Here is a 24,465-nt window from a genome sequence, read left to right on the forward strand (position 1 = left end):
GGTCGAACCTGCCATACTGGATCGTCACGCCGTCCGCACTGAGTGCACAACTGAACAGACGCGGATCCATTTCTGGATCCTAATGCATCATCACCGCGCGGACCGTGGCCACTTCGGTGATGAGACCGCTGACCTCGCGCTCCCGCCTCCTCGCACGGAAAGAGCGCGCCATGTTGAAGCGACGACGTTTCAAGCAGCAACTGACCCTTCAGGACCGGCTGTCGGCGTGGGTGCAGCAGATCCGCGAGCAGGCCTCCAAGCTTCCGCCCGGGCCGGAGCGGGACGCGCTGCTCAAGAAGGCCCGTCAGGCCGACGTTGCCAATCATCTGAACGATTGGGTCAAATCGCCGGAGCTGCAGCCGCCGAAATAGCCGGGGGCCTCCCCGGGTTCCTCGAAGCGAACATGACCGGGATCAACGACGCGCGACTGGGCCGCCGTCATGTTTCCGTAATCCTACGGCACCGAACCTTTTGGCGGTCTCGGGCCTTCTGTGGGGATGGGACCGCAACTTTTGGGGATCTCTGGTCATGACGAACAACGACACGCACCACGACACGCTCAGGCGAAAGCCGCTGCTGGACGCTGCCCACGAGGAGATGGTGAAGTTCGAGCGCAAGGAAAACGAGTTCCGCAAGAAGGACCGCGAAGAGCGCGCCGCCGAGCTCCGTCTGCCGCTGAACGAGATCAAGGTTCATTAAGCACTGCCAGGACCGCCCTCCGGAGCGGGCCTGGCCCGCCCGCGATGCGGCACTCCGCTCCGGTCCTTGGCCGGAACCTCCGATCGGCATCGCCGGTCGGGGCGCCGCGACCGCAGATGCACCGGGTAGCTAAATACTACCAGCGAGCCATTGGCGAAGCGATGAAATCGCCAGGACCTACTGTGCATGGGGTTGTTTTGCCACTTTTGAGAGGCAAGGCGCGCCGGCGCCGTCGATGGGACGTCCCGGCACGTCAGTTCCGTCTGCAGCAGCGCCTGCTAGAGCACCGCCAGCAAAACCAGGCCTATCACCAGCACGACGAAGCCAGCCGCCGTCGCGGCGGCGAATGACCGCTCTACGTTATCCATATGATGCCACCCCGTTTTCGGCGCGCCACGTTTCCCCCATGGCTGCGCCGAACGGATAAAATCTTGCCGACGGGTGTGTCCGCAGTGGTGCGGACGGATGTCGAAATTGGGACCGGTACGGGGCCAGTGTGCGGCCTTTCGCTCGCGCGCCTGCTTTCGTCAGCCAGCCGGCTAGGCTCGCCCGGCTACCGGCCGGCGCGGGGCTCCCGCTCCTCCTGGGTCAGGCGCAGCGAGAAGGCGCGGATCGCGGGCGCCGCCAGCAGCACGACCGGCAGCATCGCGGCCCATGCGATCAACCAGGACACCATCCAGTGCCGCACGAAGAGCATCGGGCTGCCTGCGGGAAAGCTGGCCACTCCCGCCGCGATCAGCGAGGTCAGCCCGGATTGGATGATGCCGAAGACGAAATGCGAGTAGCGGCGGGGAATGCCGAGCATGAAGCGCCCATGGTTGCTTGCCCGGGGATCACGCAAGCAAGGCAGATGCCGTCGAGCGGATCCGGCGCTTCGATTGGAACCGCGCTGCGGGACCGCCGGATGCACCCCGGCCGGCTCCAGGAACTTTGTTCATGGTCGGAGAACCACGGAGGCCGCGGGCGACATTTTTCTTGCCAGCGAATATTGCGACGACCAACATGTTTGCAGGCACAAGGGTGAATCGTGGGAGGTGACCATGAATCACAGGGGCGTCGAGTTCACCATCGCCAAGACGGCGATTCCCGGAATCTGGCAGTGGCAGTTCCGCATCGGCGACCGGATCAAGACCGGCAAGACCGAGACCAGGATCGATCTGCTGGCGATCCGGCGCGTGCAGCTGCGCATCGACCGCGAGCTGAAGGCGATCGGGCGAAAGACGGCCTGAACCGTTTCGCCTTCTGCGTCATAGCGCGCGTCAGTCGGCGCTGGGCAGCCGACGCATGGTGAACTCGATATCGCCGCCGGGCAATTCGCGCCAGGTCTCGACCTCGCTCATATAGCCGGCCTTGGGGTAGCGGGCGAAGAAGGCCTGCGCCCGCTCCCGCGCCGCCGCCCGCGGCAGCGTGAAGGTCTCGCGCAGATAGCCGTCGCCGGCGGACTGGCCGGACTTGCCGGCGGCCTTGCGCCGGCGCGCCATCCGCTCGGCGAGATCCTGCGGACGATCGGCCATGTCCTGCCTTCCTCTGCGCACTACGCTACGGACAATGTAGGGCGCCGGCCGGATCAAGAGGAGTCCTTCCGAGGAGCGTTGTGCCTCCCCGGAACGGATCAGTTGGCGGCCGTCCCGCTCTTGGTCTTCTTCGGCGCACTGGTTGCGGCCGACGCCTTCGGCGCCGCCGGCTGCTTCGGCTGTTCGGCGCGCATGCCGCCCCAGGGATCGCTGGACGGCTTGGAATCCGGAATCTTCTTCAGCGTTTCCTTGTAGGCCTTCTCACGCTCGGCCTCGATGGCCTTCTCCTCCGGCGACTTGCTCGGGGCATCCTGCATCAAATTGATGTTGGGCATTTGCGCGTAGGCAGGTCCCGCCAGCACGGCCAGCACCGCGGCCAAACGGAAAAGCTTCATCATCCACTCCTTAAGTCTTCCATGAGGCGCGGATCGCTGCGCGCCGTGTCATCCTCGTCAGCCCGGTCACGACCCGGTGGCCGCTAGTGCCGATCCGATCGGCATGATTTGGGCGCCTGCAGCCAATCGTCCCAGATCGGACCGCATTTGGTGCACCCGCTCAGCGCGAGACCGAGCAGGCCCATGCAAAAGACGAGGACACACCGACGCAACATCATCCACCCCTACCCAAGCGAGGCATCATATCGGGCCAAGTCAGGCATTTTCAAGCCGAGGCGGCCGGCGCGAGACCGGGTGACTTTGCCTCGGCGATGCGCACAATGCGGCGAAACATCCGGCAACACAGGAGAGCGCGACAGCAATGCAAATGCAGCCAGAAGCCGAGTTCGGCCCCGCCGACGCCAGTCGCATCCTCGGCGAGGTCTTTGCGCCCTGGGTCCAGGATCTCAACCTTGCGGTCGAGCGCATCGAGCATGTGCCGCCCGCAGACGTCCCCGATTGGCAGCCCGGCGCGCTGCTGCGCATGCCGTTTTCGGAGCGGCTGTGCCGCAATGGCGGCGTGGTCTGCGGCCAGGCCCTGATGGCGCTCGCCGATACCGCGATGGTGATCGCGATCCTCGCGGCCAATCGCGGCTACCGTCCCATGACCACGGTCGATCAGACCACGCATTTCATGCGCGCGATCGCCGCGTCCGACGTGCTGGCGGACGCGCGCGTGGTGCGGCTCGGGCGCACAATGAGCTTTGGCCGCGTCACGCTGCTCTCGGCCGCCGACGGCAAGCCGGCCGCGATGGTGTCGAGCGCGTTCGCAATGCTGCCGGGGTGAACGCGCCCTGAAAACAAGAGAGCCGCGCGAAGCGCAAGGCTTGGCCCGGCTCTCGATGGAAATCGTGTCGGGACAGCAAGCGCGATCGCGCTTGCCGTCATTGCGCCGGGAATGTCACTTGCCGAGGATCTCGTCGGCCGCAGTGACGACGCTGACGGTCGGATTCTTTCCGCAATAGGCGCCGAACTTCTTGGCATTCTCGATGAAGACGTCGGTGTCGATGATCGCGTTGTCCTCGTCGCCCTTGTACCAGCCGTCCATCCAGGTTAGCACGACGCCGATGTTGTCCTCGCCGCTCTCGAGGAACTGCTTGCAGGTCATGGTCGAGAGGTCCCACTTGACGGCGTGGGCGGGCATCGAGGCCAGCGAGAGCGCTGCGGCGAACAAAATCGAAAGCGAAGTCTTCATCAATATCTCCATCGGCGCGTCGCGCCATAAAGGAAAGGCACTTGTGTGGGCTCTTGGCTCTTTGGGCAGGTTCGTGGGAGCGGCTCGCCGCTCCAACGTCGTAAACAAAGTCTGAAACGCCGTGCAAGTAGCGCCAGTATTGAGTTTAGTTCAACGTAATTTCTCTGCACTACTTCCTACTCATCGGCAGGACTAACGCGGATGATTGAGAAGCGCACATCGCAACGTCACCGTGTTTTCAAGGGTGGAAAGATCACCTTTGAAAACGGCGGCATTGCTTGCACGGTGCGCAACATGTCGGCGGGCGGCGCGGCGATCGACCTCGACACTCCCGTCATGTTGCCGCCATCGGTCACGCTCTCGATCGCGTGCGACGATTTCGTACGGCATTGTCGCACAGTTTGGCTAGCGACAAGCGCGTCGGCCTCGCTTTCGTGCAATAGCGGGCGCGATGTGAACGAAGGTTCGCATCGCATGCACAACACGATCACGATTGCTTAGATGCGGCGGCGCCGGCCCGCGACTCGCAATCACGAGCCTAGCGACCACGCGCGCGATCGAAGATGAAACCGCAACAGATCGTGTGCGACAGGAGCGACGGCGCCTCGCCGAAACCAAGAGGCAGGTCCGCACCATCCGCTCACGTCATTTCGGCGGCGTCAGCACCAACACGGCGCCCGCGATCACCAATATGCTCACCACAGCAATCCCCCGCCTCTGGGGTAGAAACTAGCCCGCAATCGCGGAATAGCAATGTCGCAGGTTCCAAGACTTCAGCAAATCTTGATCGGCCGCGACTTCGTCGGATCGCAATCGTGCCTATCTGTTGGCCCGCAGGGGACCTTCACGGATGTTGCGGATCATTGCTCATGCGGCGCTGCTCGTCGGCGCGCTTGCGCTCGGTGCCTGCGGCTTTGCCGACAGCCGCGCACCGGTGCCGGAGTTCATGCGCATGAAGGAGGCCGAGCAGCCGCCGCCGGAAGCGCCGCCCGACGTCAAGCGCGTGCTGCGCGAACAGATCGACGTCGTCTTTCTCGCAACGTCCTATCCGCGTGAGGTTCACGTCGCCCCGCCGCATCGTGAGCTGCGAGGACCGGGCTGGACGGCGTGCGTCCGCGCGCAGCTCACCTCGGCGACCGGCACGTCGCTCGGCGCCCAGACCTACGTCGTGACGATCAACGCCGGCAAGGTCGTGGACCGCCGGCGCGCCGACGCCGACGACATCTGCGGCACCGAGACTTACGAGCCGATCTAGGAACCCGCCTTAACGACAGGGTTCCGGGAAAAACCAGTACCGCGACCGGGAACGATCACCGCCTCCCCTTCTTGTTACCGCCGAGGGCAGTTTCGAGGAGGACATGATGAGGACGTTGACTATTGCGCTGTTAGCAGGCGTGGGTGCCTTGGCCGCCGCCTCGGGGGCCAAGGCTTCCGATATCTATACGAGCAGCGAATACACCAATCCGGATCTCGTGCAGCAGGTGCGACTCGTCTGCGACGAGGACGGCCGCTGCTATCGCACTCGCGGCGGTTCGCGCGTGATCGTGCGCGATTCCTATAACTACATGCCGCGCGATCGCTATTACGAGCGCCGGACCTATCATCGCCACTACGACGACGGCCCGCGCGCCGGCGTCGGCATTCGCGCGCCCGGCGTCAGCGTCGGCGTCGGTGTGGACGACCGCTGGTAAGCGATGAAGGCTTGATGGTCGGGGACCGGGCGAGACTATTTGCCCGGTCCGTGACTTCAGGTTTCGAGTGGATCGGCCGGCATGACGTAGCGCGTCGATGACGGCAGCTGAGCGATGAAGCGGGCGAGCACCATGCCGGCGCACATCGCCAAGACGAAGATGACGGCGGAGAGCGAGCCAAATCCGAGCGCGGTCAGCGCCGGCCCCGGGCAAAAGCCCACCAAGCCCCAGCCGACACCGAAGATCGCAGGACCTGCGACGATCCTGGGATCGATGTCTCGCCGAGTCGGCAAATAGAAGCGATCAGCGAAGAATGGACGCGGAAGCTTGAGAACGCGGCTGAAGCCGACGAAGGTCACGGCCACCGCGCCCGCCATCACGAAGGCGAGGCTTGCATCCCATGTCCCTGCCGGAATGCCGGCGACGTCCAGGAAGTTCAGCACTTTCGCTGGGTCCGACATGCCGGAGACAATGAGGCCGAGACCGAAGATCAGCCCGATCGCGAATTGAACCAGGATTGCCATCGCCTTCAGCTCCAGTGCCGCATCAAGAACACGGTCGCCATGCCGGCGGCCATGAAGGTGATGGTCGCAACCAGGGAGCGCACCGACAGCCGCGACAGGCCGCAAACGCCGTGGCCCGAGGTGCAGCCGCTGCCCCACACCGAACCGAAACCCGTCAGCATTCCGCCGATGATCAGGAGGGCCGGCCCCGCCGCGATCGTCTGCTCCGGCAGACCTCCGGTGACGAGCCGCACCAGCACGGGCGCAGCAGCGAGACCGGCGACGAAGGCGAGGCGCCCGGCGAATTCGCGATCCTCATAGGGCGGAAACAGCCGCGCAGCGATGCCGCTGACGCCGGCGATCCGCCCCGTTGCCCACATCAGCAGAACGGCCGCGAGGCCAATCATCGCACCGCCAACGAGCGACGCGATCGGCATAAAAGACGTCGTGACCATGACCTCTCCCGAGCGAGAGCGCCCTTGCGTTGGGCGCAAATACCATGGCGGCACTATTCCAGCATCTCGGAAATGATGCGCGCATTGAGCCTGGTCAAACCGAGGCGGGACGGCCGAACGATATACTACAGCATCGCGAGCCAAAGTCCGCGCAGTGCTGGAGGTTTTGTACCGCCTCTTCTGCGCCGCCAGGTGGGACTCTCGCCTTCGCAAGACGCGGGGAGCACTGCCATGACCGACGACACCTTCATCGAGGGACCTCTCTACGAGAAACGGAAGAAGGTCTATCCGCAGTCGGTCCATGGCCCTTTCCGCCGCATCAAATGGGCGATCCTGTGCGTCACGCTCGGAACCTATTACCTGCTGCCGTTCGTGCGCTGGAATCGCGGACCCGGCCTGCCCGACCAGGCCGTGCTGATCGACTTCCCGCATCGGCGCTTTTACTTTTTCTTCATCGAGCTGTGGCCGCAGGAGGTCTACTACTTCACCGGCCTCCTCATCATCGCGGCGATGATTCTGTTCCTGATGAACGCGGTCGCGGGGCGGCTGTGGTGCGGCTATATGTGTCCGCAGACCGTGTGGACCGACCTGTTCTATGCGGTCGAGCGTTGGGTCGAGGGCGACCGGCGCGAGCGCATGCAGGGCGACAAGCGCTACTGGACGTACGACCATCTTCGCAAGGTCGCGCTCAAGCACTTCCTCTGGATCATGATCGCCTGGTGGACCGGCGGTGCCTGGGTGCTCTACTTTTCCGACGCGCCGACGCTGGTGAAGGAGCTCGCCACCTTCCAGGCCCCGTTCATCGCCTATCTCTGGATCGGCATCCTCACCGCCACGACCTATGTCTTTGCCGGTCATGCCCGCGAGCAGATGTGCATCTACATGTGCCCGTGGCCGCGGATGCAGGCGGCGCTGACCGACGAATGGGCGCTCAACGTCACCTATCGGCGTGACCGCGGCGAGCCGCGCGTGTCGGTGAAGAAGGCGGATGCCGCGCGCGCCCATGGCGATCCCGCCGGCGACTGCGTCGACTGCCATCAGTGCATCAATGTCTGCCCGACCGGCGTCGACATCCGCCACGGCATCCAGCTCGGCTGCATCCAGTGCGGCCTGTGCATCGACGCCTGCGACAACGTCATGCGCGAGATCGGCCGGCCCCAGGGCCTGATCGGCTACGACACCGACATCAACATGCAGCGCCGACGCGAGGGCAAGCCGCCGATCTACCGCATCATCCGTCCGCGCACGCTGATCTATGCCGCGGCAATCGCCATTGTGGGCAGCATCATGCTGTACACTCTCGCCACCCGCGCGACGATGGACGTCAACGTGCTGCACGAGCGCAATCCCGTCTTCGTCCAGCTTTCGGACGGCGGCGTGCGCAACGACTACACCGTGCGTATCCTCAACAAGAGTGCACAGCGATCGTTTGCGCTCGAAGTCTCCGGTCTGCCGGGCGCGACCATTCGCGTCGCCGGCATCGAGGCGGAACCCGGCGGCAAGCCCATCATCGAGGTCGGGCAGGATCAGACCCGCGAGGTCAGGCTGTCGGTACAGGTCGGGCCCAGCGACCTGCCGAAGACCTCCCGCGACATCGAGATCACCATCACCGATACCGCCAGCGGCGGCCGCGCAAGCACCCGCGATCATTTCGTGCCGGGAGACTAGCCAAGATTCCTCAGGGTCACCCCCGGCCGGATACTGAATGGAATGTTAATACTACCGCTCGAATTGCGGCGGCTTGCCAACGGTATTTTCCAATCTTTGCGCTAAGCATGACCGGTGGCACGAGCCCAGCTCGTGTGAACGGGGACGACGGGACGTGGTCGACATCGCGCATCAGGCTGCGATCAATCCGGCATCGGCAAGGGATGCCGCGATGGCGCGCGCGCCTGTCCCGCTCGCCGCCGTCGACACCGGCCAATGGCGCGCGCTGGCGCAGCGGGCGATCGAGCCGAACGGATATTACCTGCCCGCCTGGGAGCTCGCCGTCAGCGCAACTGCGCGCGGTCGCACGGATGCCTCGGCACTGTCCGCATTTGACGGCACTTCGGCCCGGCTGATCGGCCTGATGCCGGTGGTCTCCCTCTGGCGCGCCCTGAAGATTCCCCTGCCCGCCCTGGTGAGCGCGCATCCCTATGGCACGCTGTGCAGCCCGCTGCTCGACCGCGACGCTCCGCTCGAAGCCGCTGCGCATCTGCTGCAGCAGGCGCGCGAGGCCGGCGCGCATGCGCTCGTGCTGAGCGACGTCGCGCTCGACGGCGCAGCGATAGCATCACTCAAGCAGGTGCTGAAGCGCGACCGCCTGAAGCCGAGAATCCTCAGCTCCTACATCCGCGCCAGCCTCGATGCGACGCAGGATGGAGACGCACTGTTGCGCGAGGCGCTCGGCGCCAAGAAGCTCAAGGAGCTGCGGCGCCAGCGTCATCGTCTCGAGGAGCACGGCTCCGTCGTGTTCGAGATCGCGCGCAGCTCCGACCAGATCGGACGTGCGCTCGAAACCTTCCTGCAGCTCGAAGCCAGCGGCTGGAAGGGCAAGCGCGGCACCGCGCTGGTTCAGCACGCGGGCGACGCAACTTTCATCCGCCGCGCAGTTCCCGCGCTGGCGGAGACCGCGCAGTGCGAGATCGTCACCCTTCGCGCCGGCGCGACGCCGATTGCCGCCGGCATCGTGCTGCGCCACCAGGACCGCGCCTTCTTCTTCAAGCTTGGGATCGACGAGCGCTTTGCAAAATATTCGCCGGGCGTGCAGCTCACGCTGGACCTCACCCGCCATCTCTGCGCCGACCCCGCCGTCGCCAGCGCGGACTCGACGGCGAATGCCGATCACCCCATGATCAACCCGATCTGGCGCGGCCGCCTCGCGATCGGCGATGTGCTGATCCCGCTGCGGCGGCACGATCCGGTCGTGGGGCTCATTCACGGCGCGCTGGTCGGCCTCAACGCCGCGCACGAGGCCGCGCGCGGCGTGGTTCGCCGGCTCCGCAAATGAGCGAGGCTACTCCGCCGCCTGCGCGTTGATCTCCTCGGAGACCTGGCGGATGGCGCGGGCGAGCAGGTTTGGATCCTGCGCGCCGGAGACGGCGTACTTCTGCGCAAAGACGTAGGTCGGCACGCCGGAGATGCCCTTGTCGGCGGCTTCCTGCGCATCTGCCGAGACGCGCGCGACGTCCTCGTCGGTGGCGAGGCGCTTGCGCACGTCGTCGGCGTCCAGGCCGATGGCGGCGGCCGCCTGCACCAGCACGTTCACGTCGGTGAGATCGCCGCCGTCGCGGAAGTATAGCTCCATCAGGCGCTGCTTCATCTCGGGCGCCTTGCCGATCGCGTCCGCCCAGAGGATCAGGCGGTGGCAGTCAGTCGTGTTGGGCTGGCGCGCCACGAGCTCCGGCTTGTAGACGAGCCCCTCCTCGCTCGCGGCCGCGACAACGCGTCCCGCAATGCCTTTATAGGCCTCGACCGAGCCGAACTTCTGGGTGAGATAGGCCTCGCGGCTGATGCCCTCGCGCGGCACCCAGGGATTGAGGAAGAACGGACGGAAATTGAGCTTGACCGGAACGTCAGGCACCAGCGCCAGCGCGCTCTCGATGCGATGCTTGCCGATATAGCACCAGGGGCAGACCACATCTGAGACGACGTCGATCTGGAGCGGTTTCAGCGTGCTCATGTCAGGCGCCTCCTTCGGGCACTTCGAGGGTCCGCCCGAACATAGGCCGAACCGGGGGCGGCGCAAGGCACCCGTCCTGCATGGCTTACGACTTCACCTCTGCGGTTATTGTGACCGGTTCTCCCCGCCCCGATACTTACGGCCACGATCAAGCCCAAAGGGGAGACCGCGATGAGCGCCATTTTCAAGCCGGACGGCGATCTGTTCCGGGCCACCGAGCATGCCGGCGGGCCGTGGTCGCCGGACATGCTGCAGGGAAGCGCCACCACCGCGCTGATGACCCGCGAGGTCGAGCGCCTCGCCGCCACATCCGGCTTTGCGGTGCGCCGCCTGACCTTCGATCTTTGGCGGCCGGCGGGCCTGCGCCTGTTCAGGCCGGTCAGCGAGCTGCTGCGCGACGGTCGCAAGGCCAAGACCCTGCAGGTGCGGCTGATGGACGGCGAGACCGAGATCGGCCGCTGCACGGCGCTGCTGACGGCGCCGAGCGGCGAGTCGCCCATCGATCCCTTCGCGAGGCCCTTGGCCCCCGACAGTGGTCCCGAGGCCGGCAGCCCGCCGCCCGCCTTCGCCCAGAAATGGAGCCGCTACTTCCAGAACGTGTCAGTGCGCCTCATCGAGGGCGCGCTGGAGCGGCCGGGCCCGGCGGCGGCCTGGATGCGGCTCGATGCGCCGCTGGTCGAGGGCGAGCCGAACACGCCGCTGCTCCAGGCGGTGCAGGCCGCCGACTTCTCCAGCGGCGTCGCGCAGATCGTCGACATGCGCCAATGGACCTTCATCAACCCGGAGATCAGCCTCTATTTCTTCCGTCCGCCCGAGGGTGAATGGATCCTGATCCGCGCCGCGACGCGCGTCGGCGCCCATGGCGCGGGCCTCACCACGGCGACGCTGAGTGACCGCAACGGGCCGTTCGCGGAGGTGATGCAGGCCATGAGCTTCGAGCGGCGCGAGGCCGTGCAGGCTCAGGCGTCCTGAGCTGCAAGCGCGACCAGGGCGGCCTCGGACGCCGCATCAACAGGCATGAACATCTCGACGCGAAGCTCCTGCAGCGTCACGTCCTGCGGGGTGCCGAGCGTCAGCACGGCACCGATCAGACCAACGCCGATATCGCCCTTGCGCAGCCGCACCTCGCAGAGCGGCCCTGGCACGGCGCTATCCTCGATCGGCGCAGGCAGCTGCGGCAGCCGCATCAGTTCGCGCCAGGTCGATTGCAGGGCCTCGTCGAGCGGCGCGGCCATTGCCTCATGCCGCGCCCGCGTCAGCAGCGCGGCCGCAACAATCGACCAGTTCTCGACGAACGGCTTGAGCTCGTCGGGAGCGAGGAACATCCGCATGTGGTTGAGCGGCCGCTGCATGCGTAGAGGACCAAGCAGCATGGTCATCAGGCGCGAGGCGGCGCGATTGGCCTGCATCACGTTCCAGCGCCGGTCGGTGACGATCGCCGGGAACGGCTCGTGACGGAGAAGCAGAAGATCGATGGCACGCCGCGCCTCGGCAAGCTCCGGCGCCGACAGATCGCGCTCGCCATATTGCCGCGCGAAGCCGCCGGCTTCGAGCAGCGCATTGCGATCACGCAAGGACAGATCGAGCGCAGAGGCGAGCTGCAGCAGGATGTCCCGGCTTGCCGCCGCCTTTCCGGTCTCGACATAGCTCAGATGCTTGACAGAAATGCCGGCCTCGAACGCCAGCTCCGCCTGGCTCAACGCGCGGCGGGTGCGCCAGCCGCGCAGGAGATCGCCGACGGGATTGGCCGGCCGCAATCGCCGGAACGCGCGTGTGTCCATCCGCCAATTATGCGAGCGCTGCTCCGTCCTGTAAACGGCGCTAGCGCAGCCCGGCCGCCATCTGCTTCAGCCGTTCGGCGGTGCGCTCGTCCGCCGGAAAGAACGTCTCCAGCGCCAGCTCGGACAGGGTGATGTCAACAGGCGTGCCGAACACCATGGTCGTGGAGAAGAAGCTGAGGATCTCCCCGCCATGCCGCAGCTTGAAGGGGATCGCGACGTTGTCGCTCGACAGCGGGGCCGCGCGCGCCGGAATCGGATAGCTCTTCAGATCGTTGTAGAGCTTGATCAGCTCCGGATCGGCCGTCGCCTCGCACTGCCGATGCAGCCGCTCCAGGAGATGCCCGCACCATTCGGCGAGATTGACCGTGCGCGGTGCCAGCGCCTCGGGATGGAAGGCGAGCCGCAGCACGTTGACGGGCTGGCCGAGCAGATGCTGCGGGATGCCCTCGAGCAGCGGCGCCACCATGCGGTTGGCGGAGACCAGGTTCCAGTGCCGGTCCACCGCGAGCGCCGGATTGGGCTCATGCGCTTTCAAGACGAGGTCGATCGCCTGACGGGCTGACTTCAAGGCGGGATCCTCCAGCGGGCGCTGCGGAAAGGCCGGCGCGAAACCGGCTGCGACCAGCAGCACGTTGCGTTCGCGCAAGGGCACGTCGAGCCGCTCGGCGAGCCTGAGCACCATGTCGCGCGAGGGCGCGGCGCGACCGGTCTCGACGAAGCTCAAATGCCGCGCCGAGATCTCGGCTTCGCCGGCGAGATCGAGCTGGCTCATGCGGCGGCGCTGCCGCCATTCGCGCAAATGGTCGCCGATATGGACCGGCTGGCTGCGTTCGGTGCGTGCGGTGGAAGCATGTGCGTTCATGGTCAAAAGCTAGCACGTGGATTTAGGCGCTTCCATTACCACCGAGGTAATCGAATTGGGGGACGAGAACGCGCATCTTGGGTCGCAACAGGAGATGACCATGATCGCGTTGCTGCTCTACCGGACCGTCGCAGACCACGTCTTGCCCTGGGCCATGGCGTTCGCAACGCGGATGCTGGCGCGGAGCCTCAACATGCCGGAGCCGCTTCTGCATTCGACCGGCGACTATGTCCTCGCGCAGGTCATCGCCTTCGAGCACGGCGTCGGCAGGAGCCTCTGCCCGTTCCGGCTCGCCCGTCTGCTCCGCGCCTGGTGGCGTGGTCGGCGCTAAAGTTCCACCCCAGCCCAACCAAGGAGACCTTGAGATGATCGATGCATCCACCTTTCTGCGCCGCGCCCTGTTCGCCGACGCCATCTTCAGCGGCGTCGCCGCACTCGGCTTCACCTTCGGCGCGACCGCGTTCGCAGCGCTGTTCAATCTGCCCGAAGCGCTGCTGCGCGAGACCGGCCTGTTCCTGATTGCCTACACCGCCTTGGTCGGCTGGCTCGCCTCGCGGGCCACGGTCGCGAAATCGCTCGTGCTGCTGGTCGTGATCGGCAATGCCGCCTGGACCGTCGGCAGCATCGCGCTGCTGCTCTCGGGCATGGTGTCGCCGAACCTCGCCGGCCAGCTCATGGTGGTCGCGCAAGCCATCGCCACCGGCGTGTTCGCCGAGCTGCAATATGTGGGCTTGAAGAAGAGCGGGCGCGCCGTGGCGGCGTGATCCTTGCGTGCCAGCTCCGCGGCGCAAACCGGGGAACGCGAAGGCTTCGTCATATCGGATCTTACCCGGATGCATGCATGACCTCGCGTACTCGCGACGGATTTCGCCCGAGCTTTGCTTCGTTGCTTGCGCCCTTCGGTTGCCGGAGGGCGCAGGGAAGGCCGGGCGCCGGCGGCACCCGAGTCCGTGTACAAGGAAATGCACACGGGGTGGACTACAGGTGATGCCGGTCGCCCGGCCTTCCCTGCGCGGATGGTTTTAACGGTGTCCTTCGTGCTCTCCTCGGGGAGCGATGCACTATTGCCCCCGTCGCCTTGCGGCTTCTGATGCGCGCACCCGGTCGGGCCGCCGCATCACCGCAAGGCTTGACGCACAGACCCCGGGCGTCAGGACCACACGACTTCTCCGTCCGCGGACGATTTGGCCTCAGCGCCCGGGGCTTAGTGTGCGCACCCCAGACCATCGACCAACCGCTGTGACCGCGCCGTGTCGTATGCGCATCGCCTGAGACTCACGGTTGCCCGCCCTGTCCTCAAGCAAATCGCGCCGGCGCTACCGCGTCCACCGCACCCCGGCCCGCATCTCGTGACGATCGCGAAGCGCCCCTCCGGCAGGGCCGGGTTGGCGGACGTATGCCACAAATCCGAAATTCGGAAAAGCGATATATTTTCGCGCGCCGAGATTGACAGATTTTGGGTGTTTTGCCCGGCGCCTCGCCGGTAGGCAGCGAGTACGGCGAGCGGCGCGGAAAAGCGATAGGTTTCGCAAGGGCTCAATTCATCCGACGGGGCCAGAGGCGCTCGCGCAGCGAGCCTCGAAGTATGAACGACCCCGATGCAAGCGGGCCGCCCCCCTTCGAGGGCCGCCGAAGAGGCGGGCCGCCTCAGGGTGACAGTCAGACATCTGAACGCGCTGTATCAACAGCGTCATTGCGAGCGCAGCGAAGCGATCCAGTCTTTCCGCGGTGGGATTCTGGATTGCTTCCGCCTTCGCCAAGGCTTCGGCGGACAAGTCGCTTTCGCTCGCAATGACGGAGTGCGTGGAGACTCCGCTGCATTTCAGCCGGCAGCCTGAGGATCAATCAGGGGACACGTGAAAGCCGGCGGGTACTGCGTGAGGCTACGCCTTGGCGCGGCCGACCTTGCCGGGGAAGTGCTTGCCGTTCAGCTTCTTCTTTTTCGCAGCGGTGGTTTTCCCGGCCGCCTTCTGCGCCTTACGTTCGGCCCGCGCCTTCACCTTGGCGGCTTCCGCCCTCGCCTCGGCGCGCAGTTTCTTGCGCTTCTTCTCGCAGGAATCGCATTTGCAGCCGATCGGCTTCAGATAGGCTTTGAAATAGTCCGTGCCGTAATCGTAGTTGATCTCGTCGCCCGGCTCGATGTTCCTGATGGCGCGGATATAGACCTTGCGCTCGCGCGGGCGGACGTCCGATTCCGCGTTGGGGCGGCAGGAATGGTTGATGTAGCGCGCGAGGTTCTTGCGCACCGATCCGTCGATGGTCCAGCGCCCGTTGAGCTCGAACAGATATTTGTTCTCGATCTCGTCGTGCTCTGGAATCCTGGAATCCAGGATCGGTCCGAAATAGCGGATGATCCGGGTCCCCTTCTTGATCGGCTTGGTGGCGAAAAGGCCGAGTCCGGTCTTGGAGCGGCCGACGCGATACGGTTTGTTCGAGATGGCTGGCATGATCGAGAAAATGAGAACGCGAACCAGGCAGGAGGAGCCCAAGAAGCCGCACTTGTAGAACGATTCCGTGCGGCTGTCAGGTATATCCCAACTCTGTTTGAACCTTGCCCACAATCAAGACGTCTGATGGGACGAAGTTCCCGCTCCACCAAAGCCTCACATGAACCGTATCACTACTATTAGCTTCGCCGTCCTGATGACTTGCATTGGCCTGAGCGGCGCCGAGGCTCAATCCGTGGGCAGCAGCTACACCTCGACGGCACCAAAAGATTGCCGGCAGATCGGCAAGCCCAGCGCGGTCGACGGCAGCAGCACCCGGGTTTGTCCGGGCAAGGACGGGCTGATCGTGCTGATCGCCGAGGACGATCTTCGCGAGATCGTCTCGGTCGGGCGCAACCGCAAGGCAGCAAGCGAGGAACCCGCGGCCAACCTCTGGTTCGCCCCGTTCAATTCATCCGAGACGACCATCGAATGGCGCGCGGCCGGCGCAAAGCCGTTTGCGATCATCCAGCGCTGGCACATCGCCGACAATTCCGATCCCGACAAGCAGGGTCGGCCGAACACCAAGGCCATGCTGGTCGTGACCCGGCTGCCGCCAGGCCCGGTCTGCCACGTCGCCTATGTCGATGGGATCGCCAACCCGAACGCCAACGAGCTCGCGCGCAAGGCCGCCGACGATCTCGCCCGCGGTTTCGCTTGCGGCAAGGACGAGGTCAAGATCATCGGCACGCGCGGCCGCGCCGTCGAGCTGGCGACGATGCGCTAGTTTAGCCTCTCGCCTTGACGCGCCGATAGCGCGCAAGCAGCCGCTCGCCCTTGGCGGCGATACGCCGCGCCTCTGCCACTGTCTTCGGAACTGGCTCGCCCCAGGCATGCGCTGACAATGCGTGCCGCGTCGGCCGGCCAGTGCCATCGACCAGCGGCGGCAGCTTCGCGCGGCCATAGAAGCGCACGGCCCAGCTGCCCTTCCTCCGCATCTCCTGCGGCGTCATCTCCGATTCTTTCTTTGTCACGCTAGGGCGCAAATGGGCGCCCTGCTTGCGCGCGAACGCTTTGCGGCCCGCCGCCGTCAGGCCGCCGCGCGGATCCTTTTCACGGGCGGATGCGCTGCGTTTGCGGAATTTGGCCTTCTTCGCGGTGCGCTTACGGGTCTTCCTTGCTGACGTCTTCGACTTTGCTTTCGACGCCTTCGACTTTGAGGTCTTCTTGGAGCTCTTCGTCTTGGCGGTCTTCTTCTTCGCTGCCATGCGCATGTTGTCCACAAGGTTGGGATAGCGGCGGCCCGCGCGGCGGGCGCGCGCTTTCGCAGCCGATTTCTGCGCGGCACTGAGGTGCTTGGAGGCCTTGCCGGCCCGCTTGCGGGGATTTGTGCGTTTCCAGGGCGCGCGTGCTGTCTTTGCCATGCGGCGTCAACGCATGATCACGACGAGGGTTGCGTGCGTCGTTGTTGATCAGGGCACGGGAAGCTTCGGCGTCGCTGGCACCGTCAGCATCGTCTCGAGCAGCCGCTCCGCCGTCGTTCCCTCCGGCAGCCGCGCGAGAATGTCCTTCAACCGTCCGTCGAGCAGCAGCATGGTGAAGCCGTGCACCAGCGACCAGGCGCGCGCGATTGCCGCGCCCTGGTTCAGCGTCAGCGCGTCGCCGCTGATCTGCTCCTGCCGCATCATGCCGATGGCATTGGCAAGTCCGGCGAAAGACGCCTCGGCCGCCTCGTGCAGCGACGGCCTCGAATAGTCCAACCGCTCGGTGCGGAACATGATGCCGTACATGCCGGGATGGGCCTGCGCATAGGCGATATAGGCTTTCGGCCGCGCCAGCGCGGCTTCGAGCGGCGTGGTGGCGGCATCGCACGAAGCGGCCATGACCACGTTGAATTGGCGGAAGCCGACGGCCGCGAGCTCGCTGAGCAGGCCCGTCAGGTCGCCGAAATGATGGGTGGGGGCGGCGTGCGAGACGCCGGCCTCGCGCGCCACTGCACGCAATGTCAGGCCGGCAAGCCCGTCGCGCTCCAGCACCCGTTCGGCGGCCTGGAGCAGCGCTTCGCGGAGCGCGCCGTGATGATACGGCGTCTCGGTCTTGGCGCTTCTGGCGCGCCGCGCGGTGCGCGATGCCGCGGTCGAGGTGGTTTTTCTTAGGGTACGCGGGCTGCGCGCCGCGTCGCCCCTGGTGTCTGTCTTGGCCATTTGCAAGCTATATGACGCAATATTGACAGTGTAAAGATTTCGCTTGACGAAAGCTGCGATCGGGTCTATCCAATCTTTACGATGTAAAGATAGGGGAGGATTCGCCGTGCAGCACGACGCAATGGCCGAGCGCAGCAACAATATCGCGCCGATCCCGTTCGAGGCCGACGCGCCCTTCCTGAAGATCGTCGGCGAATTGCCGCGCGAGCTGAACGGCACGCTCTATCGCAACGGCCCCAATCCGCAGTTCGATTCGCCCGGCGCGCACTGGTTCGTCGGCGACGGGATGCTGCACGCATTCCATCTCGAGAACGGCCGCGCCAGCTACCGCAACCGCTGGGTCCGCACGCCGAAATGGCTCGCCGAGCACGACGCCGGCCGCGCGCTGTTCGGCGGCTTCGGCCGCAAGCTGCCGGATGCGCCGGCGAACCTGACCGATGGCGGCGTCGCCAACACCAACATCATCTTCCACGCCGGCAAGCTGCTGGCGCTGGAGGAAGCGCATCCGCCGACGGAGATCGAGCCGGGCACGCTGGCGACGCGCGGCTATCACAATTACCAGGGCCGCATCGCCGGCAGCTTCACCGCGCACCCCAAGATCGATCCCGTCACCGGCGAGCTGGTGTTCTTTGGCTACAACGCCGCGGGTCCGCTGACGCCTGCCCTCTCCTACGGATCAATCGACGCAACAGGCAAGGCGACGCGCTTTGAACGGTTCGAGGCGCCCTATGCCAGCATGGTGCACGACTTCATCGTCACCGCGAACCATGTGCTGTTTCCGATCCTGCCGATCACGGGCAGCATGGAGCGCGCGATGAGCGGAAAGCCGCCCTATGCCTGGGAGCCGGACAAGGGCGCATATGTCGGCGTGATGAAGCGCAGCGGCACGGCCAAGGACATCGTCTGGTTTCGTGCCGAAGCCTGCTACGTCTTCCATGTCATGAATGCGTGGGAGGACGGGAGCCGCATCGTCGCCGACGTCATGCAGTTCGAGGAAGCGCCGCTGTTTCCGCATCCGGATGGCCGCCCCACCGATCCCGAGAAATCGCGCGCCCGCCATTGCCGCTGGACCTTCGATCTCGCAGGCAATACCGACCGCTTCCAGCAGACGTATCTCGACGATCTCACCGGCGAATTCCCGCGCATCGACGATCGCCGCGCCGGGCTGAAGAGCCGTCACGGCTGGTACGCCTGCGCCAATCCGAAATTGCCGATGTTCGGCGCGCTGTCGGGCATCGTCCATGTCGACGGCAACGGCAGGCGGCTCGGCCAATACCTGCTGCCGGCCGGCGACACCATCTCCGAGCCTGTTTTCGTCGAGCGATCCAGGGATGCCGCCGAAGGCGACGGCTGGCTGCTCGCGGTGGTCTGGCGCGCGCGGGAGAATCGCAGCGATCTCGCCGTGTTCAATGCCACCGATATCGAGGCCGGCCCTGCGGCCCTGGTGCAGCTCGGCCACCGCGTCCCTGACGGCTTCCACGGCAATTGGGTCGGCGCGGCGTAGCCCCTCGTCAATGGGAGAGCGAGGAGGTGGCGATCCCGGAACCCACGTGGATATTGCGTGGTCAAAGAAAGCCCGATGCACATGCTCTCGATCACCGCGTATTCCACCGCAGTCATCGCCCCGGCCGGCGCCGTACTTGCATGCTTGGCGATACGGCTGCGCCGGCGAAGCCTCACGTTCTTCGAAGGCGGCGTCCTGCTCGCTGCCGGCCTTCTACTCGCGGCCGCACTCCCGATGGTGTCGCGCCTGCCCTGGACGGGGTTGGTCGAAGAGATGACCAGCCAGCTCGTTGCAGCACTTCATTTTCTGGAGGTCGTTTACGTCGTCTTGACATTGTAAGAGACGGGTGTCCGGCGCGGCTTCCTGTCTCGCGCATCGCGCCCTGCTTGTTGCGGTTTCCGAATCCCGCGCTGCTGGTCCCGGCCTGGCATTCTGGTCGGGAAGCTGCCATGCGCCATCTCGTACCAGCACGGTTGTCTTCACAAAGTGATATGCCGGGCATCGCCGGATCAAGTAGGGTGCGCCCGTCTGCGCCCTGCCCACGACCGCGAAACAGGAATGACGATGAAGGACGTATTCGCCCGCCTCGCCTCCGACCTCCTCTCCGTTATCATCTTCCTGGCCGTCTATCTCCTTACCGACAACGTGATCCTCGCAACGGCGGTGGCGATTGCCGGCGCGTTCGCGCAGGTGATCTATGCGCGCCTCAAGGGACAGCCGCTTCACTACATGACCTATGCGAGCCTCGCTCTGGTCATCGTGCTCGGCGGTATTACGCTGCTGACCAATGATCCGCGGTTCATGCTGGCAAAACCCTCGATCGCACATTTCGCGATCGGCGTGATCATGCTCAAGCGCGGCTGGATGCTGCGCTACATGCCGCCCGTCATCGTCGAGACCGTCCCGGAATATGTCACCATCGCGGGCTATGCCTGGGCGGCGCTGATGTTCGTGATCGGCGCCGGCATGATGGCAGTCGCCGCCACCGGCGATCTGAAGCTCTGGGCGTTCTATCTTATGGTGGTCGCAGGCGGCGCCAAGATCCTGGCTTTTGCCGTGCAGTACTTCGTTCTGCGGCTGATCGTAACCAACCGCCGACGTGCCGCTGCCCGCGCCTAAGTGCCCTACCGGAGCGTTAGGCAGGAGCTGCGAGTTGGGCTATAGGCTCGGCTAGGGACGGCCGCGGATCGTCGCGGACCGCCGCAATCTGTTCGGGAGACGGGAATGGCCGTAGACGGCAACTGGAATCTGACCATGACGACGCCGATGGGCGAGCGCCAGGCGACGCTGAGCCTGAAGGCTGCGGGCGGCACGCTCACCGGCACGCAAGGCGCGGAAGGCAATACCACCGAGATCTTCGACGGCACGGTCTCGGGCGACAACGTCTCCTGGAAGGTCTCGATCGACAAGCCGATGCCGCTCACGCTCGAATTCACCGGCACGGTCTCCGGCGACAGCATCAGCGGCGAGATGGGCATCGGCCCGATGGGCAGCTTCCCCTTCACGGGCGCGCGGGCGTAAACCGCGCGCTGCACCGATGCGTGCGCTCCTCCTCATCGCGGCGGCAGTCCTGTCTGCCGTAGCACAGGCCGCGCGCGCAGGTGACAGCGAACCGGCGTGGCGCGCGAGCGCGCTCGCCTTGGTGCCGGCAGGCTATGTTGCCGGCACCGCTTATCGAACCGAGGGGTCGACCGGTTATCTCGCGGTCTATCCCGCGACATCGAACGATCCGAAGACACCGGCAAGCGCCTTTGCGGCGCGCCAGGTTCTGGTCGTCACGCTGACGGCGGATGCGACGCGGGCGACGTCAGCCGAGTTGCAGCCGCGCACCGGGCCGGCCCCTGATAACGACGACAATGATTTCCCCAGGCTGCACGCCGAGCTCGCCGCCAAGCGCGCAACGCTGCCTGCCGGCACCGAGCCCTGCGATCTCGGCGCCTGGTCCATCGACAAGGATTCCAGCGGCCTCAACGTGCGTGCCGAACCCTCGGTGAAAGCGCGCGTGCTTGGCACCTTGCCGCCGCCTTACCGGCTGAGGCTCGGCGGCGCCGAGAACACGCCTGAGGGCGGCTGGCTCACCGAATTCCGCATCATCGGCTTCAAGGACGGCTGGTTCCTGATCGAAGGCGCGAGGCCGCCCGGCAAGGACTATGAGGACGAGAAGCGATATCCGCGCAACGCGCCGAGGCCCTATGCCGGCCGCGGCTGGGTCGCCTCGAACAAGGTCGGCGCGAACTATGCCAATGGCGCCACGCGCATGGGCGGGCTGTTCCAGGCGCCCTTCACCGATGCCAAATGGATGCCGGCACAGCGCGAGCTCGGCGGTGCGCTCGACACCGACGGCGGCCCGAAGCGCATCTTCGCCTGCAGTGGGCTCTGGGGTCTGGTCGAGAGCCACGACGGCGTCCGCGGCTGGTGGCGCGCGCTGTGCTCCAACCAGGTCACGAATTGCAGCTAGCGAAATAGGCGAGCAAGCGCCGCGCTCGTGTCCCGGACGCGGCGCAGCACGAAGTGATGCGACGCAGAGCCGGGACCCAGGCTCCACGATGGACCCCGGATCAGCAGCGCAGCATTTCATGCTGCGCAGCATCCGGGGAACGCCGCCTCAGCCCAAATTCAACTCCTTGAAGAAGTCGTTACCCTTGTCGTCGATGATGATGAATGCCGGGAAATCGACGACTTCGATGCGCCAGATCGCTTCCATGCCGAGCTCGGGATATTCGAGCACCTCGACCTTCTTGATGCAGTGCTCGGCGAGGTTCGCAGCGGCGCCGCCGATCGAGCCGAGATAGAAGCCGCCGTATTTCTTGCAGGCCTCGCGCACGGCTGGCGCGCGGTTGCCCTTGGCCACCATCACCATCGAACCGCCGGCGGCCTGGAACTGGTCGACGAAGGAATCCATACGGCCCGCGGTGGTCGGACCGAACGCGCCGGAGGCGTAGCCGTCGGGCGTCTTGGCGGGACCGGCGTAATAGACCGGATGGTTCTTGAAATAGTCCGGCAGCGGCTCGCCCTTCTCCAGCCGCTCGCGCAGCTTCGCGTGGGCGCTATCGCGCGCGACGATCATGGTGCCGGTCATCGAGACCCGCGTCTTGATCGGGTACTTCGAGAACGTCGCCAGGATGTCCTTCATCGGCTGGTTGAGGTCGATCTTGACGACCTCGCCGCCGAGCGACTCTTCGACCTGCGGCAGGTATTGCGCCGGATTGTGCTCGAGCTCCTCGAGATAGACGCCGTCCCTGGTGATCTTGCCGAGCACCTGGCGGTCGGCCGAGCAGGACACGCCAAGCCCGATCGGCAGCGAGGCGCCGTGGCGCGGCATGCGGATCACGCGCACGTCGTGGCAGAAATACTTGCCGCCGAACTGCGCGCCCACTCCCAGGCTCTGCGTCATCTTGTGGATTTCCTTCTCCATCTCGACGTCGCGGAAGGCGTTGCCGTCGGGCGAGCCGTGCGTCGGTAGCGCATCGAGATAGCGCGCCGAAGCGAGCTTCACCGTCTTCATGCACAGCTCGGCCGAGGTGCCGCCGATCACGATGGCGAGGTGATAGGGCGGGCACGCCGCGGTGCCGAGCGTCAGGATCTTTTCCTTCAGGAACGCGAGCAGCCGGTCCTTGGTCAGCACCGAGGGCGTGGCCTGGAACAGGAAGCTCTTGTTGGCGGAGCCGCCGCCCTTGGCCATGAACATGAACTTGTAGGCGTCGTCACCCTCGGCGTAGATCTCGCACTGCGCCGGCATGTTGTTGGCGGTGTTCTTCTCCTCGTACATCGAGAGCGGCGCGACCTGCGAGTAGCGCAGATTGCGGCGCAGGTAAGCGTCACGCGCGCCTTCGGACAGCGCCGCCTCGTCGTCGCCGTCGGTGATGACGTTGCAGCCCTTCTTGCCCATGATGATCGCGGTGCCGGTGTCCTGGCACATCGGCAGCACGCCGCCAGCCGCGATATTGGCGTTCTTGAGGAAGTCCAGCGCGACGAACTTGTCGTTCGGGCTCGCCTCGCCGTCCTCCAGGATCGCGCGGAGCTGCTTCAGATGGCCCGGGCGCAGATAGTGGTTGATGTCGCCAAAGGCCGCCTCCGACAGCGCCCGCAGCGCCTCGCGCGACACCACCAGCATGTCCTTGCCGAGCACCTTCTCGACCCTGACGCCCTCGGAGGAAATCTTCTTGTAGGGCGTCTCGTCCTTGCCCAGCGGGAACAGCGGGGTGTGCTTGTAGGGCGGAACGGGCTTGGACTGGTCGGGGAAGGCGGTGGGAGCGTTCATGGGGCAAATCTCGGGGTTTTGGGGCCGTGGCGGGCCTCTCAGCATAGAAGCGTTCTAAGCGCATTCTAGCCAGAAAAGAAAGGGAGCGGTGCGCATGGGAGGGGTAGGTTCGGCACGGGAAGGCATTGGCACAGCTCGTGGAAATGCCTCTGACCACCCTTGCGCTTCTGGTCCGCCGACGCTTGAATGCGCGCCCTAAGGGGCTTTTCATCATGACATTGAACTTGAACGTCCGCGGCGCGATCCTGGTCGCCGCCGCCTTCACCGGCCTTGTGGCCCTCGCTTCGCCTGCCCGCGCCGATCGCTGCGACGACAGCGCCAAGGAGCTGGCGAGCCAGGTCGATCGCCTCAAGGTGAATTTCCGCGCCGCCAACGTCGTCTATCTCACGCACCCGGCGGCCAAGGAGCTGTCGGTCGGCTGCCGCGGCGACAAATATTCCATCGAGCTCTACGCCAAGGGTGATCGCAAGCCGAGGCCGGAATTCTACGCGCTGGTCGGCTCGATGGCGGCGATCGTCTTCACCGTGACCAAGGACGACACCACGACGGGCGCGACGCGCTGCCTGAAGCGGATGGGTCTATTGCGCGGCGACAAGGTCACCATGCGCTACCGCCGGCTCAACATGGAATGCACCCGCACCAAGACAGAGTCGTCCATCGCCATCACGCGCGGCAAGGACGAATAGGGCACGCGCCAGCTTTTTCCGCACCCTTGCAGGGTGCGTATCACGCGATGGCGTCCGCCGCGTACTCCGTCGTTGCGAGCGCAGCGAAGCTATCCAGAACTGTATCCGCGGAAGCAGTCTGGATTGCTTCGTCGCAAGGGCTCCTCGCGATGACGGGGAGAGGCTTCGTCGTCTCGGTTTGCACCGCGCGGATGCCACGCGTGCGCAGCCTTCACCGCGCCAATTCACTCACATTTTAACGATTGGCTTGAAGGAAATTTCGCTCCTCGCAGGGCAGGCTTGATTGTTTCCATGTGTGAGGATTTGCGGATGAAGGTTTCTACCGTTGCGCCCCCGCCGATCGCGATCGTGGTTCCGAACTACGACACGACCAAGCCGCAGGACGATCAGACCAAGGTCAAGGACGAGAATCCGACCTTCAAGCCGCAGCCGCCGGCGCCGCTGCCGCCGGGTCAGGGCACGCGGATCGACCAGCTCGCCTGATCAGGCGTCCCGAGACCGAAGCGCCCGATCCGGTCGATCGGGCTTTTGGCGTGTCCGGCCGCATCTTTGCCGGATAGCTGCACGAGGATCATGCGCCGTTCAC

General features: G+C 65.4%; 33 protein-coding genes. 20 read left to right on the plus strand and 13 right to left on the minus strand.

The features are described from left to right. Positions 1-170 precede the first annotated feature (170 nt). Together ACM43_RS29655 and ACM43_RS29660 are read left to right on the plus strand one after the other, a co-directional pair. Positions 171-371 (plus strand): hypothetical protein, encoded by a 201-nt coding sequence (locus ACM43_RS29655; protein WP_157280767.1) that lies wholly within the window; start codon positions 171-173, stop codon positions 369-371. Positions 372-528: 157 nt separating this feature from the next. Continuing rightward, positions 529-699, plus strand: coding sequence for a hypothetical protein (locus ACM43_RS29660; RefSeq protein WP_109143205.1), 171 nt, complete (start codon positions 529-531; stop codon positions 697-699). Positions 700-1,252: 553 nt separating this feature from the next. On the opposite strand, the gene ACM43_RS29665 is transcribed toward ACM43_RS29660, so the two are convergent. Next, the gene (locus ACM43_RS29665; RefSeq protein WP_271545012.1) at positions 1,253-1,504 is read right to left on the minus strand and encodes a DUF2798 domain-containing protein; all 252 of its coding nucleotides are present in this window, start codon (positions 1,502-1,504) and stop codon (positions 1,253-1,255) included. 235 nt (positions 1,505-1,739) lie between these two features. On the opposite strand from ACM43_RS29665, the gene ACM43_RS29670 reads away from it, so the two are divergent. Then, complete coding sequence (locus ACM43_RS29670) at positions 1,740-1,928, plus strand: hypothetical protein (RefSeq protein WP_109143203.1); 189 nt, start codon at positions 1,740-1,742, stop codon at positions 1,926-1,928. Between the two features lie 30 nt (positions 1,929-1,958). Here ACM43_RS29670 and ACM43_RS29675 read toward each other — a convergent pair whose 3' ends face one another. Both ACM43_RS29675 and ACM43_RS29680 read right to left on the minus strand, forming a co-directional pair. Further along, entirely contained in the window at positions 1,959-2,213 is a 255-nt protein-coding gene (locus tag ACM43_RS29675) for a hypothetical protein (RefSeq protein WP_271545014.1), read from the minus strand. Positions 2,214-2,311: 98 nt separating this feature from the next. Further along, positions 2,312-2,608: a hypothetical protein gene (locus ACM43_RS29680; protein WP_109145724.1), complete on the minus strand. Its 297-nt coding sequence runs from the start codon at positions 2,606-2,608 to the stop codon at positions 2,312-2,314. A 361-nt stretch (positions 2,609-2,969) separates the two neighbouring features. Here ACM43_RS29680 and ACM43_RS29685 point away from each other — a divergent pair, with 361 nt between their 5' ends. Then, a complete protein-coding gene (locus tag ACM43_RS29685) occupies positions 2,970-3,434 on the plus strand; it encodes a PaaI family thioesterase (RefSeq protein ID WP_271545016.1) in 465 nt (154 codons plus the stop codon). A 114-nt stretch (positions 3,435-3,548) separates the two neighbouring features. Here ACM43_RS29685 and ACM43_RS29690 read toward each other — a convergent pair whose 3' ends face one another. Beyond that, positions 3,549-3,842, minus strand: a complete 294-nt coding sequence (locus ACM43_RS29690; RefSeq protein WP_225128886.1) for an HdeA family protein — start codon at positions 3,840-3,842, stop codon at positions 3,549-3,551. 201 nt (positions 3,843-4,043) lie between these two features. Here ACM43_RS29690 and ACM43_RS29695 point away from each other — a divergent pair, with 201 nt between their 5' ends. The 3 genes from ACM43_RS29695 to ACM43_RS29705 all read left to right on the plus strand — a co-directional run bounded on the left by ACM43_RS29695 (position 4,044) and on the right by ACM43_RS29705 (position 5,533). Next, on the plus strand, positions 4,044-4,343 hold the full coding sequence (locus ACM43_RS29695) for a PilZ domain-containing protein (RefSeq protein ID WP_271545020.1): 300 nt from the start codon (positions 4,044-4,046) through the stop codon (positions 4,341-4,343). Between the two features lie 349 nt (positions 4,344-4,692). Further along, positions 4,693-5,097, plus strand: coding sequence for a hypothetical protein (locus ACM43_RS29700; RefSeq protein WP_157280773.1), 405 nt, complete (start codon positions 4,693-4,695; stop codon positions 5,095-5,097). A gap of 103 nt (positions 5,098-5,200) precedes the next feature. Then, complete coding sequence (locus tag ACM43_RS29705) at positions 5,201-5,533, plus strand: hypothetical protein (RefSeq protein ID WP_042336798.1); 333 nt, start codon at positions 5,201-5,203, stop codon at positions 5,531-5,533. A 56-nt stretch (positions 5,534-5,589) separates the two neighbouring features. On the opposite strand, the gene ACM43_RS29710 is transcribed toward ACM43_RS29705, so the two are convergent. Then, complete coding sequence (locus tag ACM43_RS29710; RefSeq protein ID WP_271545026.1) at positions 5,590-6,057, minus strand: DUF6691 family protein; 468 nt, start codon at positions 6,055-6,057, stop codon at positions 5,590-5,592. Positions 6,058-6,062: 5 nt separating this feature from the next. Then, positions 6,063-6,491 (minus strand): YeeE/YedE family protein, encoded by a 429-nt coding sequence (locus ACM43_RS29715; protein ID WP_271545028.1) that lies wholly within the window; start codon positions 6,489-6,491, stop codon positions 6,063-6,065. Between the two features lie 231 nt (positions 6,492-6,722). On the opposite strand from ACM43_RS29715, the gene ccoG reads away from it, so the two are divergent. Continuing rightward, complete coding sequence (gene ccoG / locus ACM43_RS29720; protein ID WP_271545030.1) at positions 6,723-8,159, plus strand: cytochrome c oxidase accessory protein CcoG; 1,437 nt, start codon at positions 6,723-6,725, stop codon at positions 8,157-8,159. 154 nt (positions 8,160-8,313) lie between these two features. After that, positions 8,314-9,483, plus strand: coding sequence for a GNAT family N-acetyltransferase (locus ACM43_RS29725; protein ID WP_271545032.1), 1,170 nt, complete (start codon positions 8,314-8,316; stop codon positions 9,481-9,483). Between the two features lie 6 nt (positions 9,484-9,489). Here the strand turns inward: ACM43_RS29725 and ACM43_RS29730 are convergent, their stop codons facing one another. Next, the gene (locus ACM43_RS29730) at positions 9,490-10,155 is read right to left on the minus strand and encodes a DsbA family oxidoreductase (protein WP_271545034.1); all 666 of its coding nucleotides are present in this window, start codon (positions 10,153-10,155) and stop codon (positions 9,490-9,492) included. A 171-nt stretch (positions 10,156-10,326) separates the two neighbouring features. Between ACM43_RS29730 and ACM43_RS29735 the strand changes: the two genes are divergently transcribed. Then, positions 10,327-11,127 carry a thioesterase family protein gene (locus ACM43_RS29735; RefSeq protein ID WP_271545036.1) on the plus strand — a complete coding sequence of 267 codons (801 nt, stop codon included), beginning with the start codon at positions 10,327-10,329 and terminating at the stop codon, positions 11,125-11,127. On the opposite strand, the gene ACM43_RS29740 is transcribed toward ACM43_RS29735, so the two are convergent. Both ACM43_RS29740 and ACM43_RS29745 read right to left on the minus strand, forming a co-directional pair. Next, on the minus strand, positions 11,115-11,936 hold the full coding sequence (locus ACM43_RS29740) for a helix-turn-helix domain-containing protein (RefSeq protein WP_271545038.1): 822 nt from the start codon (positions 11,934-11,936) through the stop codon (positions 11,115-11,117). The genes ACM43_RS29735 and ACM43_RS29740 overlap by 13 nt on opposite strands. 40 nt (positions 11,937-11,976) lie before the next feature. Next, on the minus strand, positions 11,977-12,798 hold the full coding sequence (locus tag ACM43_RS29745; protein ID WP_271545040.1) for a helix-turn-helix domain-containing protein: 822 nt from the start codon (positions 12,796-12,798) through the stop codon (positions 11,977-11,979). Between the two features lie 100 nt (positions 12,799-12,898). Between ACM43_RS29745 and ACM43_RS29750 the strand changes: the two genes are divergently transcribed. Both ACM43_RS29750 and ACM43_RS29755 read left to right on the plus strand, forming a co-directional pair. Next, entirely contained in the window at positions 12,899-13,129 is a 231-nt protein-coding gene (locus ACM43_RS29750; RefSeq protein WP_197424487.1) for a hypothetical protein, read from the plus strand. A 34-nt stretch (positions 13,130-13,163) separates the two neighbouring features. Further along, positions 13,164-13,562, plus strand: a complete 399-nt coding sequence (locus tag ACM43_RS29755; RefSeq protein WP_157280781.1) for a hypothetical protein — start codon at positions 13,164-13,166, stop codon at positions 13,560-13,562. 1,119 nt (positions 13,563-14,681) lie between these two features. On the opposite strand, the gene ACM43_RS29760 is transcribed toward ACM43_RS29755, so the two are convergent. Further along, a complete protein-coding gene (locus tag ACM43_RS29760; protein WP_271545044.1) occupies positions 14,682-15,245 on the minus strand; it encodes an SET domain-containing protein in 564 nt (187 codons plus the stop codon). 160 nt (positions 15,246-15,405) lie between these two features. Between ACM43_RS29760 and ACM43_RS29765 the strand changes: the two genes are divergently transcribed. After that, a complete protein-coding gene (locus ACM43_RS29765; RefSeq protein WP_271545046.1) occupies positions 15,406-16,011 on the plus strand; it encodes a hypothetical protein in 606 nt (201 codons plus the stop codon). Position 16,012: 1 nt separating this feature from the next. Here ACM43_RS29765 and ACM43_RS29770 read toward each other — a convergent pair whose 3' ends face one another. Both ACM43_RS29770 and ACM43_RS29775 read right to left on the minus strand, forming a co-directional pair. Continuing rightward, entirely contained in the window at positions 16,013-16,648 is a 636-nt protein-coding gene (locus tag ACM43_RS29770; protein ID WP_271545048.1) for a DUF6321 domain-containing protein, read from the minus strand. Between the two features lie 48 nt (positions 16,649-16,696). Next, positions 16,697-17,428 carry a TetR/AcrR family transcriptional regulator gene (locus tag ACM43_RS29775; protein ID WP_271545050.1) on the minus strand — a complete coding sequence of 244 codons (732 nt, stop codon included), beginning with the start codon at positions 17,426-17,428 and terminating at the stop codon, positions 16,697-16,699. A gap of 106 nt (positions 17,429-17,534) precedes the next feature. Between ACM43_RS29775 and ACM43_RS29780 the strand changes: the two genes are divergently transcribed. The 5 genes from ACM43_RS29780 (at position 17,535) to ACM43_RS29800 (ending at position 21,390) form a co-directional block, all read left to right on the plus strand. Then, positions 17,535-18,932: a carotenoid oxygenase family protein gene (locus tag ACM43_RS29780; protein WP_271545052.1), complete on the plus strand. Its 1,398-nt coding sequence runs from the start codon at positions 17,535-17,537 to the stop codon at positions 18,930-18,932. Positions 18,933-18,989: 57 nt separating this feature from the next. Next, positions 18,990-19,271: a hypothetical protein gene (locus ACM43_RS29785; RefSeq protein ID WP_333919948.1), complete on the plus strand. Its 282-nt coding sequence runs from the start codon at positions 18,990-18,992 to the stop codon at positions 19,269-19,271. 225 nt (positions 19,272-19,496) lie between these two features. After that, a complete protein-coding gene (locus ACM43_RS29790; RefSeq protein WP_271545113.1) occupies positions 19,497-20,051 on the plus strand; it encodes an inner membrane-spanning protein YciB in 555 nt (184 codons plus the stop codon). A 105-nt stretch (positions 20,052-20,156) separates the two neighbouring features. After that, complete coding sequence (locus tag ACM43_RS29795) at positions 20,157-20,453, plus strand: hypothetical protein (RefSeq protein ID WP_036013050.1); 297 nt, start codon at positions 20,157-20,159, stop codon at positions 20,451-20,453. A 16-nt stretch (positions 20,454-20,469) separates the two neighbouring features. Next, positions 20,470-21,390 carry an SH3 domain-containing protein gene (locus tag ACM43_RS29800; protein WP_271545054.1) on the plus strand — a complete coding sequence of 307 codons (921 nt, stop codon included), beginning with the start codon at positions 20,470-20,472 and terminating at the stop codon, positions 21,388-21,390. A 147-nt stretch (positions 21,391-21,537) separates the two neighbouring features. On the opposite strand, the gene ACM43_RS29805 is transcribed toward ACM43_RS29800, so the two are convergent. Further along, positions 21,538-23,193 (minus strand): fumarate hydratase, encoded by a 1,656-nt coding sequence (locus ACM43_RS29805; protein WP_271545056.1) that lies wholly within the window; start codon positions 23,191-23,193, stop codon positions 21,538-21,540. 212 nt (positions 23,194-23,405) lie between these two features. Between ACM43_RS29805 and ACM43_RS29810 the strand changes: the two genes are divergently transcribed. Both ACM43_RS29810 and ACM43_RS29815 read left to right on the plus strand, forming a co-directional pair. After that, on the plus strand, positions 23,406-23,879 hold the full coding sequence (locus tag ACM43_RS29810) for a hypothetical protein (protein WP_271545059.1): 474 nt from the start codon (positions 23,406-23,408) through the stop codon (positions 23,877-23,879). A gap of 309 nt (positions 23,880-24,188) precedes the next feature. Then, complete coding sequence (locus ACM43_RS29815; RefSeq protein WP_167361693.1) at positions 24,189-24,362, plus strand: hypothetical protein; 174 nt, start codon at positions 24,189-24,191, stop codon at positions 24,360-24,362. Positions 24,363-24,465: the final 103 nt, after the last annotated feature.

The sequence above is a fragment of the Bradyrhizobium sp. CCBAU 45321 genome (assembly GCF_028128975.1).
Taxonomy (GTDB): Bacteria; Pseudomonadota; Alphaproteobacteria; order Rhizobiales; family Xanthobacteraceae; genus Bradyrhizobium; species Bradyrhizobium yuanmingense.